The 16599-nt window shown below is 63.7% G+C and carries 14 protein-coding genes; 5 read left to right on the forward strand and 9 right to left on the reverse strand.

Annotated elements, in window-relative coordinates; all coding sequences use genetic code 11:
* Positions 1 to 49: 49 nt before the first annotated feature.
* Positions 50 to 607: an HdeD family acid-resistance protein gene (locus DFO48_RS07050; RefSeq protein WP_012837236.1), complete on the forward strand. Its 558-nt coding sequence runs from the start codon at positions 50 to 52 to the stop codon at positions 605 to 607.
* A 162-nt stretch (positions 608 to 769) separates the two neighbouring features.
* Complete coding sequence (gene pbpC / locus DFO48_RS07055) at positions 770 to 3148, forward strand: penicillin-binding protein 1C (RefSeq protein WP_233506341.1); 2379 nt, start codon at positions 770 to 772, stop codon at positions 3146 to 3148.
* A 27-nt stretch (positions 3149 to 3175) separates the two neighbouring features.
* On the opposite strand, the gene DFO48_RS07060 is transcribed toward pbpC, so the two are convergent.
* Positions 3176 to 4069, reverse strand: a complete 894-nt coding sequence (locus tag DFO48_RS07060; protein WP_114862952.1) for a LysR family transcriptional regulator — start codon at positions 4067 to 4069, stop codon at positions 3176 to 3178.
* Between the two features lie 80 nt (positions 4070 to 4149).
* On the opposite strand from DFO48_RS07060, the gene DFO48_RS07065 reads away from it, so the two are divergent.
* Both DFO48_RS07065 and DFO48_RS07070 read left to right on the forward strand, forming a co-directional pair.
* On the forward strand, positions 4150 to 4770 hold the full coding sequence (locus DFO48_RS07065; RefSeq protein ID WP_114862953.1) for a nitroreductase family protein: 621 nt from the start codon (positions 4150 to 4152) through the stop codon (positions 4768 to 4770).
* The gene (locus DFO48_RS07070; RefSeq protein WP_114862954.1) at positions 4767 to 5648 is read left to right on the forward strand and encodes an EamA family transporter; all 882 of its coding nucleotides are present in this window, start codon (positions 4767 to 4769) and stop codon (positions 5646 to 5648) included. The genes DFO48_RS07065 and DFO48_RS07070 overlap by 4 nt, the downstream gene beginning before the upstream one ends.
* 39 nt (positions 5649 to 5687) lie before the next feature.
* Here DFO48_RS07070 and lldD read toward each other — a convergent pair whose 3' ends face one another.
* The 5 genes from lldD to DFO48_RS07090 all read right to left on the reverse strand — a co-directional run bounded on the left by lldD (position 5688) and on the right by DFO48_RS07090 (position 11431).
* A complete protein-coding gene (lldD, locus tag DFO48_RS07075; protein WP_114862955.1) occupies positions 5688 to 6824 on the reverse strand; it encodes an FMN-dependent L-lactate dehydrogenase LldD in 1137 nt (378 codons plus the stop codon).
* Entirely contained in the window at positions 6821 to 7591 is a 771-nt protein-coding gene (gene lldR / locus DFO48_RS07080; protein WP_003076706.1) for a transcriptional regulator LldR, read from the reverse strand. Before lldR ends, lldD begins: the two co-directional genes overlap by 4 nt.
* 17 nt (positions 7592 to 7608) lie before the next feature.
* Positions 7609 to 9273, reverse strand: a complete 1665-nt coding sequence (gene lldP, locus DFO48_RS07085; protein ID WP_114862956.1) for an L-lactate permease — start codon at positions 9271 to 9273, stop codon at positions 7609 to 7611.
* Positions 9274 to 9345: 72 nt separating this feature from the next.
* Entirely contained in the window at positions 9346 to 9492 is a 147-nt protein-coding gene (locus tag DFO48_RS25260; protein ID WP_158545658.1) for a hypothetical protein, read from the reverse strand.
* A 280-nt stretch (positions 9493 to 9772) separates the two neighbouring features.
* Positions 9773 to 11431, reverse strand: a complete 1659-nt coding sequence (locus DFO48_RS07090) for an L-lactate permease (protein WP_003076703.1) — start codon at positions 11429 to 11431, stop codon at positions 9773 to 9775.
* A 198-nt stretch (positions 11432 to 11629) separates the two neighbouring features.
* Between DFO48_RS07090 and DFO48_RS07095 the strand changes: the two genes are divergently transcribed.
* Positions 11630 to 12808, forward strand: coding sequence for an alpha-hydroxy acid oxidase (locus tag DFO48_RS07095; RefSeq protein ID WP_034364828.1), 1179 nt, complete (start codon positions 11630 to 11632; stop codon positions 12806 to 12808).
* 55 nt (positions 12809 to 12863) lie between these two features.
* Here DFO48_RS07095 and DFO48_RS07100 read toward each other — a convergent pair whose 3' ends face one another.
* The 3 genes from DFO48_RS07100 to nhaA form a co-directional block, all read right to left on the reverse strand.
* Positions 12864 to 13622, reverse strand: a complete 759-nt coding sequence (locus DFO48_RS07100; protein ID WP_114862957.1) for a tetratricopeptide repeat protein — start codon at positions 13620 to 13622, stop codon at positions 12864 to 12866.
* 43 nt (positions 13623 to 13665) lie between these two features.
* The gene (locus DFO48_RS07105) at positions 13666 to 14520 is read right to left on the reverse strand and encodes a tetratricopeptide repeat protein (RefSeq protein WP_233506342.1); all 855 of its coding nucleotides are present in this window, start codon (positions 14518 to 14520) and stop codon (positions 13666 to 13668) included.
* Positions 14521 to 14935: 415 nt separating this feature from the next.
* Complete coding sequence (gene nhaA / locus DFO48_RS07110) at positions 14936 to 16324, reverse strand: Na+/H+ antiporter NhaA (RefSeq protein WP_114862958.1); 1389 nt, start codon at positions 16322 to 16324, stop codon at positions 14936 to 14938.
* Between the last annotated feature and the right edge of the window lie 275 nt (positions 16325 to 16599).

Below are 16599 nucleotides of genomic sequence, written 5' to 3' on the forward strand. Positions count from 1 at the left end.
GTTGTGAAACCCTGAGAACGTAAACACGTTCTAAAAGAGAGGAGTCTTCATGCCTGTAGAAATTCCGTCCATGTCCATCATGCTGCACCGTAGCTGGTGGGTGCTGTTGTTGCGCGGCGCCGCCGCCATCATCTTCGGCGTGCTGACCTGGATGCAGCCCGCAGCATCTGCCGCCGCGCTGGTGCTGGTGTTTGGCGCCTATGTGTTTGTCGACGGCCTGCTGGGCATCTACACCGCCATCAAGAGCCGCCAGCAGTCGCGCCACTGGTGGGTGGTTTTGCTGTGGGGGCTGACGGGTGTGGTGGTGGGGGTGCTCACGGTCATCAACCCTGCGATCACCGCATTGGTGCTGACCATCTATATCGGTGTCTGGGCTCTGATGACCGGCGTGCTGCAGATCGTCGCGGCGCTGCGTCTGCGCAAGGAAATTCAAGGCGAATGGGTGCTGGTGCTCGGGGGGCTGCTCTCGGTGCTGTTCGGCATCTTCGTGCTGATGCAACCCGGCGCGGGCATGATGGCCATGCTGTGGGTGCTGGCGACCTATGCCGTCATCTTCGGTGTGCTGATGGTGATACTGGCGTTCAAGATCAAGAAGTTCACGGCTTGAAGGGCATTGATCTCGAAAAAGCGGCTCGCAGAAGCCGCTTTGTTGTTGCCGCTTGTCTGAGCAGTCTGTTTGCCGGGCCATCTTTGGGACAATGCCTGCTGACTTCCAACAGCGCACAAAGACATGGAACAAGGCATGCAGCGGTATTTCCAGCCCCCGAGAATGAAGCAGTCCTGGCGGGCCGTCGGCATGACGGCCGCTTTATGGCTGGGTCTGGCCGCCAGCAGCCATGCGGTGCCCAGCTATGACGAGGTGCGCAGCCACCATCGCTCGTCGGAGACCCTGCTGCTTTCGCGTGAGGGCGAGGTGCTGCAGCGCCTGCGAACCGACAGCACGGTGCGCCGCGGTCCCTGGGTGGCATTGGCCGATGTCTCGCCGGCACTGCGCACGGCCCTGGTGCTCAGCGAGGACAAGCGCTTCTACGAGCACAGCGGTGTGGACTGGGCTGCCGTCACTGCGGCCGCCTGGGGCAATCTCTGGAACACGCGCACGCGCGGCGCAAGCACCATCACCATGCAGCTCGCCGGTCTGCTCGATGGCGACTGGCGTCAGGGACCGGGCGGGCGCAGCGTGGTGCAGAAGGTGGGTCAGGCCGTGGCGGCCCAGGTGCTGGACAGGCGCTGGCGCAAGGACCAGATTCTCGAGGCCTATCTGAACCTGGTGCCGTTTCGCGGCGAGATCGTGGGTATAGCTGCGCTGTCGCAAAGCCTGTACGGTAAGGCAGCTCATGGGCTGGATGCTCGCGAGGCCGCCATTGCCGCAGCCCTGGTGCGTGCGCCCAATGCCTCGGTCGAGCGTGTGGCCCAGCGTGCCTGCGGTGTGCTGCAGGTGATGGTGCCCGATGATGTGGCGGCCAAGGATTGCTCGGCCATGCAGCTCTATACCTCCAGCGTGCTGCAGCGGCGCCAATGGCTGTCCAGCGAGGGCGTGGCCCCGCATTTCGCGCGGCGCTGGCTGGCGCTGCCCCAGAACAGGGGGCAGGAGCAGGTGCGATCAACCTTGAACGCACCCTTGCAGCGCTTTGCCGTGGCCAGCCTGCAGCAGCATCTGCGCGAGCTGCAGGGCCGCAATGTGGAAGATGGTGCGGCCGTGGTGCTGGACAATCGCAGCGGCGAGATCCTGGCCTGGGTGGGCTCCTCAGGAACGCTGAGCCAGGCGTCCGAGGTCGATGGCGTTACTGCGCTGCGTCAGCCCGGCTCCACGCTCAAGCCTTTTCTCTATGCCCAGGCGATTGCCGAAAAGCGCATCACGGCCGCCTCGCTGATCGAGGATTCATCGGCCCATATTCCCACGCAGAACGGCCTCTATATTCCGCAGAACTACGACCGGCGCTTCAAGGGCTGGGTGTCGGCGCGCACGGCGCTGGCGTCCTCGCTCAATGTGCCTGCGGTGCGCACGCTGGTCATGATCACGCCCGACGCTTTCTTCGAGCAGCTCAAGAAACTGGGCCTGCCGCTGCGCGAAAGCGGGGGCTACTACGGCTTCAGCCTGGCGCTGGGCAGCAGCGAGGTCGCGCTGCTCAATCTGACCAATGCCTATCGGGCACTGGGCAATGGCGGTCAATATCGTCCCGTGAGCTGGGCCTTGCCTCAGACTGAAAGCCGCAAGGCCGGCGGCAAAACCGGCGACGACGCGGTGCAGGCACTGGATGCGCGGGCAGCCTTTATCGTGGGCGACATTCTCTCCGACAATATGGCGCGGGCTCCGACCTTCGGCACGGACAGCGTGCTGGCCACGCGCTTCTGGACGGCCGTGAAAACCGGCACCAGCAAGGATATGCGCGACAACTGGGCCGTAGGCTGGTCCGAGCGTTACACCGTGGGCGTGTGGGTGGGCAATGCGGGTGGCGAGGCCATGCATTCGGTCAGCGGCACCAGCGGGGCAGCACCCATCTGGGCCGATATCATGGGCTTTTTGCATCGCAATGTGTCCAGTCATGCACCCCGGCCACCCGCTGGCGTGCAGCAGCAGCAAGTGCAGTTCGGTGCTTTGACAAGCGGCGCCATGCCTATCGAAAGCGCACGCGAGGAATGGTTTGTGGCGGGGACCGAGCAATCACTGTTTGCCATGGATCACGTGGCTGGCAGTGCAGAGCAGAAAAGCCTGGTCAGGCAAAAAGGCAGCAAGTCCGGCAGCGCTGCGGCTGCGGCCGCTGTGCGTATCTCGCGTCCGGCCAATGGCACCATTTTGGCGCTGGACCCCGATATTCCGCCTGACAGCCAGCGCGTGCAACTGGTGGCGCGCCAGGCCGGCATGGCGGCCGAGCAGGACTGGCGTGACGGCAGCCTGCGCTGGCGGCTGGTGACCCGGCAATACGGCCCGCCTGCGGCTGGCGACAAGAATGCGCAACCCGTGATGCGGGAAGTGCAGCGCGAGCTGGGGCGTGGCAGTCAGCTGGGCTGGCTGCCCTGGCCGGGGCGCCACAGGCTGGAGCTGCTCGATGCCTCCGGCAAGGTGCTGGACAGCATCGCGCTGGAAGTGCGCGGCGCCGGTGCTCTGGTGGCCGGGCCGGAGCAGATCCAGAGCCAGCGCCGGCGCTGAATGCCGACCGGTCAACCGGCCAGGCGCTCAGTTGCCAGAATCGAACTGCGCTACCAGAAAGTCCAGCAGCGCCCGCAGCTTGGGCGTCATATGCTGGCGCGACGGATAAATGGCATAGAGCGCGGTCTTCACCGTGCTCCAGTCTTCCAGGGCTGCCTGCAACCGGCCCGTGCGCAGGTCTTCCTCGACATAGGGCAGCGGGATCAGGCTGACGCCAAAGCCCGCGCGCAATGCATCGCGCACCGCCAGGCTTGAGGACACCGAGTAGCGCGCATTGACCGCCACGCGCTCCATGCGTCCGCCTTGCTCAAATTCCCAGACATCTGCATGGCCCGAGAGGCTAAAGCGTATGTGCTCCAGGCCGTTGAGGTCGGCAGGCGTGTGCGGGCGGCCGCGCTTCTCGAAATAGCCGGGCGCGGCGCACAGTACATGCGACATGGTTGTCAGCGGTCGCGCAATCAGCGAGGAATCCTCGAGCCGGTCACTGCCGCGTATGGCCAGATCGAAGCCTTCGCGCACGATATCGACGCGTCTGTCGTCCAGGTGCAGGTCCAGTTGTAGCCCGGGGTAGCGCTCCAGGAAGGCGGGGAGCGCGCAAGAGATCTGCGTCAGCGTGAATGTCATGGGCGCGCTGACCTTGAGCAGGCCGCTGGGCGCGGCCTTGAACGGGCATAGCGCTGAGTCTGCATCGGCCAGCGCATCGAGCGCCCGCGTGACATGCTCGAGATACAGGCGGCCTTCCTCCGTCAGCGCCATGCGCCGCGTGGTGCGCTGGATCAGGCGTGTGCCCACATGGGCCTCCAGCTCGGCGATGTTCTTGCTGATCGCGGCCGGCGACAGGCCCATGCTGCGGCCGGCTTCGGCAAAGCTGCCCCGCTGCGCGACGCGATGAAAGACTTGCAAGGCGGTCAATCGGTCCATGCGATTCTTCTCTGATAGTGAATGGTTTATTTTGATAATCGCTAATTATCAATTCGGGGTGAATTATCTACAGTCGTGCCATGACGACACTTCATCCCACGCTCACCCTCATCGAGCAGCGCATCTCGGCCAACCGCTTCGATACCTCCCACCATCTGGCGGATGCCGACATATCAAGGCTGGTGCAGCTGGCTACGCGCGCACCTACGGCCTACAACCTTCAGAACTGGCGCTTCATCGCCGTGCGCACGCCTGGGGCCAAGGCCAGGTTGCGCGCCGTGGCGCAGGACCAGGCCAAGGTCCAGGAGGCGGCCGTCTGCTTCATCGTCTGCGGCGTGCTGGCCGACCCCGAGGCGCTTGCCGAACGGCTGCAGCCCTCTGTGGACGCGGGCTTCATGCCTTCCGCCATGGCGCAGGGATGGCTGCAGGCCGCGCAGCAGCAGTACGCCAGCGCGCAGGCGGTGCGCGACGAGGCCTTGCGTTCGGCCAGCTTCGGCGCCATGACGCTGATGCACGCGGCGCAGGCGCTGGGCCTGGCGTCCTGTGCGATGACCGGCTTCGACGCCGAAGGCGTGGCGGCGAGCTTCGGTCTGGCGAGCGAGGAGGTGCCGGTCATGCTCGTCACCGTGGGCCGTGCTGCGCCCGGCAACTGGCCGCAGAAGCCACGCCGGCCGCTGGATCAGGTGCTGGAGTTCGCATGAGCGCCGGCCAATCTGCGCTTGCGTTCAGGCGGACCCAGGCGCGCGATCTGCTGCTGACGGCGCTGGCACCCGCCATCTGGGGCAGCAGCTACATCGTCACCACGCAGCTGCTGCCGCAGGTGCCCGCGATGACCGTGGCATTGCTGCGCGCGTTGCCCGCCGGCCTGTTGTTGCTGGCATTTGCACGGCGCCTGCCGCAGGGCGTGTGGTGGCTGCGGGTGTTCATTCTGGGAGCGCTCAATTTCTCGGTGTTCTGGAGCATGCTGTTCGTCTCGGCCTACCGCCTGCCGGGAGGGGCGGCCGCCACTGTCGGGGCTGTGCAGCCGCTGGTGGTGGTGTTTCTTGCGGCCTGGGTGCTGGGCAGCGCGCTGCGGCCGGCCTCGGTGCTGGGAGCCCTGGCCGGTCTGGCGGGTGTGGCCTTGCTGGTGCTCACGCCTGGTGTGAGGCTGGATGCAACGGGGATTGCGGCGGGCCTGGCAGCAGCGGTTTCCATGGCCTGTGGCACGGTGCTCACGCGCAAGTGGCGCGCTCCCGTACCGCTGTTGACCTTCACCGCCTGGCAGCTCACGGCCGGCGGGCTGTTGCTGCTGCCGGTGGCGCTGTGGGCCGGACCGGATTTTCCGGCGCCCACACCGGGCCATCTGATCGGACTGGCCTGGCTGGGTCTGGTAGGCGCGGCGTTGACCTATGTGCTGTGGTTTCGCGGCATTGCCCGGCTGGAGCCGAACATGGCGGCGCCACTGGGTTTTCTGAGTCCGCTGACGGCGATTTTGCTGGGCTGGGCATTCCTGGATCAGACGCTGACGGCCGTGCAGATGGCTGGCGTGGCCCTGGTCCTGGGCGGCATCTGGCTGGGACAGCGGGGCGCGGCGCGATGATCGCCGCAAGGCCCGGCCGAGGGCCGGGGCCTGCACGGATCAGTCCCTTACCAACAGATCGCCCGTGATCTCCGAGACCTTCTTGACGCTGGTCAGCGTCATGGCCACGCGCATTTCCTTCTCGAGCAGGTTCAGCAGATTGCTCACACCGGCCTCGCCCTCGGCGGCCAGCGCGTAGACGAAGGCGCGGCCTATCATGGTGCAGTCCGCGCCCAGGGCCAGCAGGCGCACGATGTCCAGGCCGTTGCGCACGCCCGAGTCGGCCAGGATCTTGATCTGGCCCTTGACGGCATCGGCGATGGCAGGCAGGGCGCGTGCCGACGAGAGCACGCCGTCGAGTTGGCGCCCGCCATGGTTGGAGACGATGATGCCGTCGGCGCCGAAGCGCACGGCATCCCTGGCGTCCTCGGGGTCGAGGATGCCTTTGATCAGCATGGGACCCTTCCAGAAGTCGCGGATCCACTCCAGGTCCGACCACGAGATCGAGGGGTCGAAGTTCGCGCCCAGATAGCCCATATAGTCTTCGAGGGAGACGTTCTGGCCCTTGTAGGTGGAGATATTGCCCAGCGTGTGCGGGCGGCCCATCAGGCCCACGTCCAGGGCCCAGTGCGGATGGGTCACGGCCTGCAGATAGCGGCGCATGGCGGCGTTGGGGCCGCTCATGCCCGAGTGCGCGTCGCGGTAGCGGGCGCCGGGCACCGGCATGTCCACGGTGAAGACCAGGGTGGAGACGCCCGCTGCCTGAGCGCGCTCCAGCGCGTTCTTCATGAAGCCCCGGTCCTTGAGCACATAGAGCTGGAACCACATCGGTCGGCCCAGCCTGGGCGCGACTTCCTCGATGGGGCAGACCGAGACGCTGGACATGGTGAAGGGGATGCCCTTCTTGTCGGCGGCCATGGCGGCCTGCACTTCGCCGCGGCGGGCGAACATGCCGGTCAGCCCCACGGGAGCCAGCGCCACGGGAATCGAGAACTTTTCGCCGAACAGCTCGATGCTGGTATCGAGCTGACTCATGTCCTTGAGCACGCGCTGGCGCAGGGCTACGTCGGCCAGGTCGTCGACATTGCGCGCCAGCGTCTTCTCGGCATAGGCGCCGCCGTCGAGGTAGTGGAACAGAAAGGGCGGCAGGCGCTTTTGCGCAGCCGCGCGGTAGTCGGTGGTGGAGGAGATGATCATGAAAAAATGGCGGAGGAAGAGGAGAAACGATCCAGCCGCTTGCGTCGGGCCGCTTCGGCATCCGACTCGGACAGCTTTTCGTGAACATAGGCCAGGTGCTGGCCGATGGCGCTTCTGGCCTGCTCCGGCTCGCCGTCGACAATGGCCTGCATGAGATTGCGGTGCTGCGCAGTCAGGTGCTCCAGCGTCGAGAGATCATCATGCACGAACATCAGGCGCCGGTTCTGGGCCACGGTGCCCAGCACCAGCTCGAAGAGGCTGCCCATGAGCTGAACCAGCACGGCGTTGTGCGAAGCCTCGGCAATCGCCAGATGGAACTGCGCATCTGAGCGGGCCGCACTGGCGGCATCGCGCGCCTGCTGGTGGCGCAGCATGTCGTCAAAGCAGCGGCGGATGCGGTCCCTGTCCTTGTCGGTGGCACGCTGGGCCGCGTACCAGGCAGTGCTGAGCTCCAGAGCTTGGCGTGCTTCCAGCACGTCGTAGCGGTATTGGGGGTCGTCGCGCAGCAAGGATTCCAGCGGTGCGACGGCTTGTTCGTGCCACAGGGGCACGCGCGAGCCGACAAATGTGCCGGCACCCACGCGGCTTTCGAGCACACCTCGGCTGGCAAGTTTCTGTATGGCCTCGCGCAGCGCCGTGCGCGAAACCCCCAACTGCTCGGCCAGCGCCCGTTCGGTCGGCAGCTTGGCGCCGCTCTGGAGCTGGGTGCTCTGGATCAGCTCCAGCAACTGCTGGGCAACGCGGTCGGACAGGCGGATGGCGGGCATGGGGTTTGGCAGGAGTTTCAGGTGGTGGGAATCATCCACGGAAACACATAAGCCTGCAGCGTGCAGATGATGCCGATCAGCACCAGGAAGGCCAGGCTGTGCTTGACGGTAAAGCGGAACAGGTCCGATTCCTTGCCGGCCAGGCCGACGGCTGCGCAGGCAATGGCGATGGACTGGGGCGAGATCATCTTGCCGGTCACGCCGCCGGTGGTGTTGGCCGTCACGGCCAGAACCTCGGGCAGTCCCAGCTGCGCTGCCGTCGTGGCCTGCAGCGCGCCGAACAGCGCATTGGCCGAGGTGTCGGATCCCGTGAGGAACACGCCGACCCAGCCCAGGAAGGGCGAGAAGAACGCAAAGGCCTTGCCTGTATGAGCCAGCGCCATGGCCAGCGTGGTGGACAGGCCGGAGTAGTTGGCGATGAAGGCGAAGGCCAGCACCATGCCGATGGAGTAGATGGGCAGTGCCAGTTCCTTGAAGGTCTCGCCCAGGGTCCGGACTGCCACGGCAGGCTTGAGGCGCAGCAAAAGAATGGCGAGCACGGCAGCGATCAGGATCGCGGTTCCCGTGGCCGACAGCCAGTTGAAGGAGTAGACCGCGCCATAGGGCGTGGGGGTGGCAACGACGGGAGCCATTTTCTGCACCAGATTGTGCAGCATGGGCACGGGAATGCTGAAGACCGTGCCGGACAGTGCGCCGCCAGAGGCGAACAGCGCCTTGAAGGGCTTGAGGCTCCAGATGGTCACCATGGCCGTGAGGATGATGAAGGGCGACCAGGCCTTGATCACCATGCCGGTCGTCAGCTTGGCAGGGGCCGTCGTCTGGATCTTGGCTGCGCCCGGCTCGGTGTCGAAGCGGAAGATGCGCTTGGGCTGCCAGAACTTGAGGAAAGTGGTCAGTGTCACCAGAGCGAAGATTGCCGAAGTGATGTCCGGCAGTTCGGGGCCGATGTAGTTGGCCGTCAGAAACTGTCCGAGTGCAAAGCTGCCGCCGCCCACCAGTACCGCAGGCCAGGTTTCCTTGACGCCGCGCCAGCCGTCCATGATGGCCATGAGCCAGAACAGCACGATGATGGTCATGAACGGCAACTGGCGGCCGGCCATCTGGCTGATGGCCATGACATCGACGCCCGAGACCTGACCGGCCACGATGACGGGAATGCCCATGGCGCCGAAGGCCACGGGGGCGGTATTGCCGATCAGGCACAGGCCGGCTGCATACAGAGGCCTGAAGCCCAGGCCCACCAGCAGCGCCGCCGTGATGGCCACGGGGGCGCCGAAACCGGCAGCTCCCTCAAGGAAGGCACCGAAGCAAAAGCCCACCAGGATCAGCTGCAGGCGCTGGTCTTCGGTGACCGACAGAATCGACGAGCGGATGATGTCGAACTGCCCGGTCTTGACCGAGATCTTGTAGAGAAAGACCGCCGCGACAATGATCCAGGCAATCGGCCACAGACCGTAGAAGAAGCCGTAGACGCCTGCGGCCAGCGCGTTGGCGACCGGCATGCGATAAAAGAGCAGCGCCACGGCCAGAGACAGTGCCACCGTGATGGTGCCCGCCACATAGCCCTTCAGGCGCAGCTTGGTCAGCGCGAGAAAGAAAAAGATGATGGGTATCAGCGCCACCAGCGCCGACACCCACACATTGCCTGCGGGGTCGTAGTTCTGCGACCAGATTTCTTGCATTGCCTTGATCTCCTGGATATGCGCGGGGAGGGCAACCCTCCTGACTGTCCAGAAGTCTTCCCCGTCAAATTTTCAAAAATGACCGTGCGCAAAGCCGGCTGTGCCGCGCCATAGGCTGGCTTGAGCTATTCCAGTCTTGCCTGCTAAATTGGTATTACCAATATCGGTCGATTTCAAGTGGAGTGGATTGTATGGAGCGAAATAAGTCTTGAATTTCATGGTTTTCCCTTGATTTTTGAAATTAATTGGTAATACCAATTAAGGAGAAGTATGGAATTCTTGGAACATAAAAAAGCCGCAGGCCTTGGGCGCTGCGGCTTTTATGGACAAGCTCATTACCGGCTTGAGGGCGGGTTTTGAGCGCGGTGCTTTAAACCGCCACGGCGTAACCCAGGGGCAACGAGCAAGAGCCTGGGCGGCCCCGCCGCCTCGCGGCGGGGGTGCCTAGCCGACGTTGCCGTCCCCTGGGGGGAAGCCGCAAAGCGGCTCAGGGGGCGCGTCAATTCACCATCAGCTTGAACGGCCAGACATAGGCCTGCATGGTGACGAACAGACCCATCAGGCAGGCCAGGGCAATCGAGTGGAAGAACACATAGCGCAGGATGTCGCCCTCGCGGTTGAACCAGCGTGTGGCGGTCGAAGCCACGACAATGGATTGCGCATCGATCATCTTGCCCATCACGCCGCCAGAGCTGTTGGCGGCACCCATGAGGTTGGGGGACAGGCCCAACTGGTCGGCGGCGACCTTCTGCATGCCGCCGAACAGTACGTTGGATGCCGTGTCCGAGCCCGTGAGCGCCACGCCCAGCCAGCCCATCAGCGTGCCGAAGAAGGGGTAGAACACACCGGTGTTGGCAAAGGCCAGGCCCAGGGTGGTGTCTGTGCCCGAGTAGCGTGTCAGCGTGCCCAGGGCCAGCATCAGCACGATGGTCAGCAGCGAGTAGCGCACCAGCCAGGTGGTCTTGAAGAAGGTGCGCACTATGGTCACTGGGTTGTACTTCATGACGAAGGCGCTGACGATGGCAGACAGCAAAATGGCTGTTCCGGTGGCCGACAGCAGGTTCAGCGTGTAGACCGCGCCTTCCTTGGTCGGCTGGGGCACCACGGGCGGCATTTTTTCGATCAGGTTGTGCAGGCCCGTCATGGGGAAGGCGGGGGCAAACAGGCTGTTGAGCCAGGCCTTGACCGGAGGCAGGCCCCAGATGAACACAAACACCGAGAGAATGATCCAGGGTGTCCAGGCGGCGATCAGCGCGCTCCTGCTGTGCTTGGCTACGGGCTGGGGCGGCTTGACTTCGGAGGCGCTGACATCCTTGCCGCGCAGCGAGGCCGAGGTCCAGATCTTCTTGGGCTGCCAGACGCGCAGGAACAGGATCAGGCTGGCCATGGAAACAATGGCCGCGATGATGTCCACCAGCTCTGGGCCGATGAAGTTGGAGACCAGGTACTGGGGAATGGCAAACGACAGGCCGGTGACCAGAATCGCGGGCCAGATCTCCATCATGCCCTTGCGACCGGCAAAGGCCCAGATCAGCCAGAACGGCACCAGCACTGAGAAGAAAGGCAGCTGGCGGCCGATCATGGCGGTCACTTCCATCAGATCGTAGCCATGGACCTTGGCCAGCGTGATTACGGGCGTGCCCAGGGCGCCAAAGGCCACGGGAGCGGTGTTGGCGATCAGCGACAGACCGGATGCCGCCAGCGGCGAAAAGCCCAGGCCGATCAGAATGGCGGCCGTCACGGCCACGGGCGTGCCGAAGCCGGCAGCGCCTTCGAAAAAGGCACCGAAAGAAAAGGCAATCAGCAGCAGCTGGATGCGGCGGTCTTCGGTGATGCCGGAAAGCGAATCCTGCAGCACCTTGAAGCTGCCGTTCTGCTCGGTCAGCTGATGCAGGAAGATGATGTTCAGCACGATCCAGCCAATGGGCAGCAGGCCGGTGAAGCCGCCGAACAAGGCGGCACGCCCCGCCATTTCGCCGGGCATGTTGTAGACAAAGACTGCGATCAGCAGCGCTGCAATCAGGCCCGCGCCTGCGGCCAGGTGGGCCTTCATGTGCAGAAAGCCCAGGCCCACCAGCATCACCACGACCGGAATGGCCGCAAGCAATGTGGATAGCCACATATTCGATAGGGGGTCGTAGACCTGTTGCCAAACCATCTCTGTTGTCTCCTGTTTGTGGTGGTGACAAGGATGGTGGCGGTGCGAATAGGCTTGCATACCTAGCATTAGCCCTTGATTTTCCCTCGCTGAAGAAAATTTCAAAACCGGCATAAATCACTTCAAACCATAGTGCAACGCCGATAGCGGCGATGAGGGCTACCATCGGGTTCAATTCCAATTACAAGGCTAGAAGTCGTGAGCGATCTTTCCAAAATCACCTGTATCGAAGACCTGCGCGTGGTGGCCAAGCGTCGTGTGCCGCGCATGTTCTATGACTACGCCGATTCGGGCTCTTACACCCAGGGCACGTACCGGGCCAACGAAGACGAGTTCCAGTCCATCAAGCTGCGTCAGCGTGTGGCCGTGAACATGGAAGGGCGCAGCACGCGCACCACCATGATCGGCGAGGAGGTCGCCATGCCGGTGGCGATTGCGCCCACGGGCCTGACGGGCATGCAGCATGCCGATGGCGAGATTCTTGGAGCCAAGGCCGCGAAGGCCTTTGGCGTGCCGTTCACGCTGTCCACCATGAGCATCTGTTCGCTGGAGGACATAGCCGAGCACACCGATCGTCATCCGTTCTGGTTTCAGCTTTATGTGATGCGCGACAAGGCCTTCATGGAGCGCCTGATCAATCGTGCCAAGGCGGCCAACTGCTCGGCGCTGGTGGTGACGCTGGACCTGCAGATCCTTGGGCAACGCCACAAGGACATCAAGAACGGCCTGTCCACCCCGCCCAAGCCCACGCTGGCAAACCTCATCAATCTGGCGACCAAACCGCACTGGTGCCTGGGAATGCTGGGTACCAAGCGCCGCAGCTTCGGCAATATCGTCGGCCATGTGGATGGTGTGGGCGATGTGTCCTCGCTGTCGTCCTGGACGGCCGATCAGTTCGATCCGTCACTGAACTGGAGCGATGTGGAATGGATCAAGAAGCTCTGGGGCGGCAAGATCATTCTCAAGGGCGTGATGGATGCCGAGGATGCGCGACTGGCGGCACAAAGTGGTGCCGACGCGCTGGTGGTCAGCAACCATGGCGGCCGTCAGCTTGACGGGGCGCCTTCTTCGATTGCAGCCTTGCCGTCGATTGCAGAGGCTGCGGGCAAGGACATCGAAGTCTGGATGGATGGCGGCATTCGCAGTGGTCAGGACGTGCTCAAGGCCCGCGCACTGGGTGCGCAAGGCACGATGATAGGTCGCAGCTTCCTCTATGGTCTGGGCGCTTATGGCCAGGCCGGCGTGAGCAAGGCACTGCAGATCATCCACAAGGAGCTCGACACCACGATGGCCTTCTGCGGGCACACCAATATCAACCATGTCGGCAAAGAGATTCTGTTGCCAGGCACCTATCCCAAGCCGTTTGCAGTGATCTGATCCGTGTTGTCAGCGGCTTGCTGCGCTGCAAGCCGCCGCGACCACTGGCCGGAGGTCAGGAGTTGCCGGCCCTGGGCTTCCACTCCTGCACCTGCTGCTGGATCTTGGCCCGTTGCGCCGGCTTCAATTTCTTGGCAATGATTTCCTGCTGCCTGGCCGAATCCTTCTCGCCGTCCTTGGCTGCCAACAGCGCCCAGAAATAGGCCTGGGGCCAGCTTTGGCTGACACCGCGGCCCAAGGCATACATGGAGCCCACGTTGAACTGGCTATTGGCATCTCCTTGCTCTGCCGCAATCATGTACCACTTGAAGGCCTCCTTGCTGTCTTGCGCCACGCCACGGCCATGGTCGTACATATAGCCGAGATTGCTCTGGCTAGAGACATGGTTTTGTGCCACGGCAAGGCGATACAGCCTGACGGCTTCTTCCGGGTTCTCAGCCACGCCGCGACCGTCGTCATACATCACGGCGAGGTTGAACAGGCCATCGGCATCGCCTTGTTCTGCCGCCAGGCGATACCACTTGACGGCCTCTTCATCGCTTTGCGGCACGCCGCGTCCGCGGCCGTACAAAAGGCCCATATTGGCCTGGCTTTCGGCGTGGCCCTGCTTTGCGGCCAGCATGAACCACTTGGCAGCTTCGTCATCATTCTTGGGTCCACCGCGGCCCGTGAGATAGACCGCCGCGAGCTTGAACTGCGCCTGGACATCGCCCGCCTGGGCTTTTTGCAGCAGGTCGTCCGATTGCGCGATGGCCAGAGGGCCGGAGAGCAGCAGGGCGGCTGCGCAAAGAAGATGGCTGAATTGCTTTTTCATGGATCGCCTGTCGATAGGGAGTTGTTGTTTCGAACGCGCAAATTCAGCGATTTGTCGTCTTGGGTTTCCAGGCACTGATTTTCTTGTCCAGGGTGGCGCGCTCTGCAGGCTTGAGCTTTCGTGCGACTGCATCGCGCAGCGACACCGTGTCCTCCAGGCCCTGGGCGGCCGCCAGGCAATACCAGAAATAGGCCTGAGACAGGCTGCGCTTGACGCCCCGGCCTTCCTCAAACATCGTTCCGAGGTTGACCTGGGCCGTCGCATTGCCCTGTTCCGCGGCCAGGCCCAGCAGTCTGGCTGCCTCCTTCTCGTCGCGCGGCACGCCGCGACCGGTGGCATACATCACGGCGAGGTTGGCCTGGCCCGAGTCGTGGCCCTTGGCGGCCGTTATGCCAAACCATTTGGCGGCTTCCTGATCGCTTTGCTCCACCCCCCGGCCGCTGACATACATCAGCCCCAGGTTGTACTGGGCATCGAGAAGGTTCTGCGCGGCTGCAAGCCGATACCACTTGACGGCTTCCTGATCGCTTTGCTCCACCCCGCGGCCGTCTTCGTACATGACGCCCAGATTGAACTGGCCGTTGGCCTCGCCCTGCGCTGCCGAGAGGCGATACCACTTGACGGCCTCCTGGTCGCTTTGCTTCACGCCACGGCCTCGGTCATACATCAGGCCGAGATTGCTCTGGCTCAATGCATTGCCTTGTGCTGCCGCAAGACCAAACCAATGAGCGGCTCTCTCGTCGCTTTGCGCCACGCCACGGCCTTCCACGTATATCTGGCCAAGATCCAGCTGTGCCTGTGCATCCCCCGCTTGCGCTTTGTGCAGCAGGTCCGCTGGCTGAGCCATTGCCAAGGTGCTGGCGAGCAACAATGCGGCAGCGGAGTAAAGGTGAGCCATTTTTTTGTGCATTTCTTCTGATGTTTTGCGGTAGATATGCTGTGCCCCGCCTGCAACAGCAAGGCGGACCTTGATTTGAGACTGCCCTGATGTCTTGCCCTGAATGCCCGGGCGGACCCACGGTTCAGCAGTCGGCAGAGCGTGGGCGTTCCGCGAAGCGGCACGGTGAGAGCGCCGACCATCGGGCCATCGTTGATTCACGCCAGTTATGGGCCTGGAACTTCTGGAGCATCAGTCGGCGCCCTTCATGGCGCAGGCATTCAGATGTCCGGAATTGCGGGCCAGAGCGAGGAGGCATTCTAGTCACCTAACGAACTGCAGCCGCCAGTCGCTCATCGCGTCTGGCGGCTGCAGCTTGTTGATCAGGGGCGCTTGTCAGCCCCGAGCCCGGCCGGGCATTGTGATCGAGAAGTGCTTATGCGTGCTGCAGGCGCTTGCGCATGGCAAATCCATAGCCCAGCCCCAGCAAGGCTGCCATGGCCGAGCCTGCGAGAATGCCCAGCTTGGCCGCGCCCAGCAGCTTCGCATCTGCAAAGGCCAGGCCCCCGACAAAGATGGACATGGTAAAGCCTATGCCGGCCAGCAGACCCACCAGCAGCACACCGCGCCAGTTCAGGCCCTCGGGCAGGCTGCACAGCCCGCTCTTGACGGCCATCCAGGTGCAGATGAAGACGCCCAGGGGCTTGCCCAGCACCAGGGCCAGCAGCACGGCCATGGCCGTGGTCTGCGGTGCGGCAGCGCTCAGGTCTATGTCCGAGAACTGCACGCCGGCGTTGGCCAGCGCAAAGATGGGCATGATGCAAAAAGCCACCCAGGGATGAAGAATCATGGGCAGGCGCAGAGCGGGCGGCAACAGGTCGCGCTGTGCGAGCTGGGCGGTGCGCAGCTCCTGCAGCAGGTGCTGAGGATCGGGCCGGCCGCTGAGCACCTGCTCGCCAGCCTTGCGCATGGCCGTCTGTGCCGTGATCAGCAGCGGCATGGGGGCAGGGCGGGCAAACACGGGCGTCATCAGGCCCAGCACCACGCCTGCCAGGGTGGGGTGTGCGCCGGTCTTGAGCAGGCCGAACCAGAGAATGGCGCCGGGCAGCACATACAGGGGCGCGGCGGCAATGCCCATGCGGTTGAACAGCAGCACCAGCAGCACGCCGGCTGCGGCAACCACAAAGCCCATGGCCTGCAGGCCGCCGGAGTAGAAGAAAGCAATGATGAGCACGGCAACGATGTCGTCGATGATGGCCAGGGCCAGCAGGAAGATACGCAGTGCACCCGGGATATTGCGGCCCAGCAAGGCCAGCACGCCCACGGCAAACGCGATGTCGGTCGCCGTCGGAATTGCCCAGCCGTTGAGCAGCGTCCTGTCGTTGCCTGCCAGGGCCACGTAGATGAGTGCGGGTACGGCCACGCCGCCGATGGCTGCGATCAGGGGCAGACTGGCCTGGCGCAGGCTGGCCAGCGCGCCGTTGTGCAGCTCGCGACGGATCTCCATGCCCACGACCAGAAAGAACACCGTCATCAGCACGTCGTTGACGATGAAATGCAGATCGGTGCTGAAGCTCCATGGGCCCAGCGTCAGCGCGACGGGGGCATGCCACAGTGCAAAGTAGCTTGGAGCCGCAGCGGAGTTGGCCCAGACAAGGGCTGCTGCAGCGGCCAGCATGAGCACCATGCCGGCAAAGGATTCGATATGCAGCAGGTGCGAGATCTGCGCCTGCACGCGCTCGGTGGCGGATTGCAGCGCGGGGATGCGGGGTGAATTCTGGGATGCAGAAGGCGCAGGGGCCTGCACAAGTGTTTGTGGGTCCATGAGTTGGTAGGTGTCTGAAGTCGTGCTCTGAAGGCGTGCTGCACCTGAGGCAATGCCTGCTGGTGCCGTCTGCATTGCTAGACGACTGGCGCGCTGGCGGCCCGACCTGCGCATGAACATTCACCTGCCATCGCCACCTTGTGCGGCGGGCACCCGGCTGAAATTGTAGCTAAAGATGCAGCAATGGTCTGGATATGTGGTTTATTTGCGGGGAAGCAGGCCTCGCCATCAGGACGGTTGCCTCTCGCGCTTCGCGTCGCCTTGGCTCAAGCGGG

This window comes from Comamonas sp. AG1104, from assembly GCF_003350425.1.
GTDB lineage: Bacteria > Pseudomonadota > Gammaproteobacteria > Burkholderiales > Burkholderiaceae_C > Comamonas > Comamonas testosteroni.

Bases quoted from the DNA above. Each gene is read 5' to 3' on its own strand.
- DFO48_RS07070 (WP_114862954.1), top strand. From the start codon at position 4,767: ATGAGCGCCGGCCAATCTGCGCTTGCGTTCAGGCGGACCCAGGCGCGC.
- pbpC (WP_233506341.1), top strand. From the start codon at position 770: ATGAAGCAGTCCTGGCGGGCCGTCGGCATGACGGCCGCTTTATGGCTG.
- lldP (WP_114862956.1), bottom strand. From the start codon at position 9,273: ATGCAAGAAATCTGGTCGCAGAACTACGACCCCGCAGGCAATGTGTGG.
- DFO48_RS07050 (WP_012837236.1), top strand. From the start codon at position 50: ATGCCTGTAGAAATTCCGTCCATGTCCATCATGCTGCACCGTAGCTGG.
- nhaA (WP_114862958.1), bottom strand. From the start codon at position 16,324: ATGGACCCACAAACACTTGTGCAGGCCCCTGCGCCTTCTGCATCCCAG.
- DFO48_RS07100 (WP_114862957.1), bottom strand. From the start codon at position 13,622: ATGAAAAAGCAATTCAGCCATCTTCTTTGCGCAGCCGCCCTGCTGCTC.
- DFO48_RS25260 (WP_158545658.1), bottom strand. From the start codon at position 9,492: ATGAAATTCAAGACTTATTTCGCTCCATACAATCCACTCCACTTGAAA.
- DFO48_RS07090 (WP_003076703.1), bottom strand. From the start codon at position 11,431: ATGGTTTGGCAACAGGTCTACGACCCCCTATCGAATATGTGGCTATCC.
- lldD (WP_114862955.1), bottom strand. From the start codon at position 6,824: ATGATCATCTCCTCCACCACCGACTACCGCGCGGCTGCGCAAAAGCGC.
- lldR (WP_003076706.1), bottom strand. From the start codon at position 7,591: ATGCCCGCCATCCGCCTGTCCGACCGCGTTGCCCAGCAGTTGCTGGAG.
- DFO48_RS07060 (WP_114862952.1), bottom strand. From the start codon at position 4,069: ATGGACCGATTGACCGCCTTGCAAGTCTTTCATCGCGTCGCGCAGCGG.
- DFO48_RS07065 (WP_114862953.1), top strand. From the start codon at position 4,150: ATGACGACACTTCATCCCACGCTCACCCTCATCGAGCAGCGCATCTCG.
- DFO48_RS07105 (WP_233506342.1), bottom strand. From the start codon at position 14,520: ATGGCTCACCTTTACTCCGCTGCCGCATTGTTGCTCGCCAGCACCTTG.